This is a genomic window from Cupriavidus sp. 8B, from assembly GCF_054589115.1.
The window spans coordinates 1-1,089 of the sequence record NZ_BAAILO010000170.1 but is presented as its reverse complement, the minus strand read 5'-3'; the positions used below and the strand labels follow the sequence as shown (position 1 = coordinate 1,089).

Annotated in this window: 1 protein-coding gene and 1 pseudogene; both read right to left on the bottom strand. The window is 66.0% G+C overall.

Annotation, left to right across the window (positions count from 1 at the left end; all coding sequences use genetic code 11):
* A pseudogene (locus ACYP5B_RS16850) lies at nucleotides 1-305 on the bottom strand (hypothetical protein); the annotation flags it as partial.
* On the bottom strand, nucleotides 302-1,089 hold a 788-nt coding region (locus tag ACYP5B_RS16845; RefSeq protein WP_459570460.1), incomplete at its 5' end, for a tyrosine-type recombinase/integrase. The gene ACYP5B_RS16845 and the pseudogene ACYP5B_RS16850, both read right to left, overlap by 4 nt.

The window sequence follows — 1,089 nt, the reverse complement described above, 5'->3', positions numbered from 1 at the left end:
GTGTTGCGCTTGACCAGCAACTGTTCAAGGGTCGCGGCCTTGATCAAGTCCTGCCAGGCCGCCGACAGTGGCCCCGGAACTAGCGCAGTCGACTGCTCCGCCAAGGCCTTCAACGCTTTGGCCTCACGGCCGAGATGGTTCAGGTAGTAGGCCGGTGCCATCACCTCGCCCGCGAGTGCGGAGAGATTCCAACCATGCCCTTTGCACACGCGCCCATCCGACTCTAGAGGCAGGGTCCAGACCAAGCCGCGCTGCGCCGCCAAGGTCTGCCCCAAGGCTACGTAGGCGAGGTAGCCGGTACTCATTTTGTCTCCGGCTCCAGCTCGGCCAGCACCGCTTGCACGCCGGCAATCGCCCGCTGCAACTGCAAGTAAGCCGGGGACGCCGCCTCATCGCGCGAGGTCTCATGGAAGAAGCGCACCACCTCTCGCAAGGTCGCCAGCACTTCGCGATGCAGTGTCACATCGCGGACCGGCATGAACCGGTGGCAGCCGTAGCATGACGTCACCGGATTGAAGGGGCAGGCAGGCTGGCCGCTGGTGCAGCCACCGATGCCGGCGATCGGGATGCCGTGCGGCACGCCGGCGATCTGCTGCTCGCCCTTGAGCGTACCCAGTTCTTCCGCACTGATGAAGCGCGCGTGCGCGATGCGGGCCACCTGCTGGTAGATCGGAGACAGCCCCAGGGCGCGATTGACGCGCTCGGCTTGATTGGGCGAACTGTCGAAGTACACCAGGCCCGTGGCCAGGTCTGCATGGCCGAGGAAGGCAGCGAGTTCTTCCTGGTTGGCGCCGGCATCGACCAGTCGCTGGGCCGCGGTATGCCGCAGGTCTGTGGCGGTGGCGCGCACGCCCAGCAGTCGCTCGGTCAACGCGGCAATGCGTTGAGACACTTCCGAGGCCGATGCCACGGTACAGAAGCGCGTGCTGCCGTCGTGACCGTCTGTGCGTTGCCGTTGCTCCAGCTGTGCCGGGAGGATCGCCCATTCCCGTTTGACCCGACGCGGCAGGGGCTGGATGGCGGCACCGCGCCGTTGCTTCACCATACGGAAGGTCAGATGCACGGCCGGCAGCTCGTCACTGCCGTCTT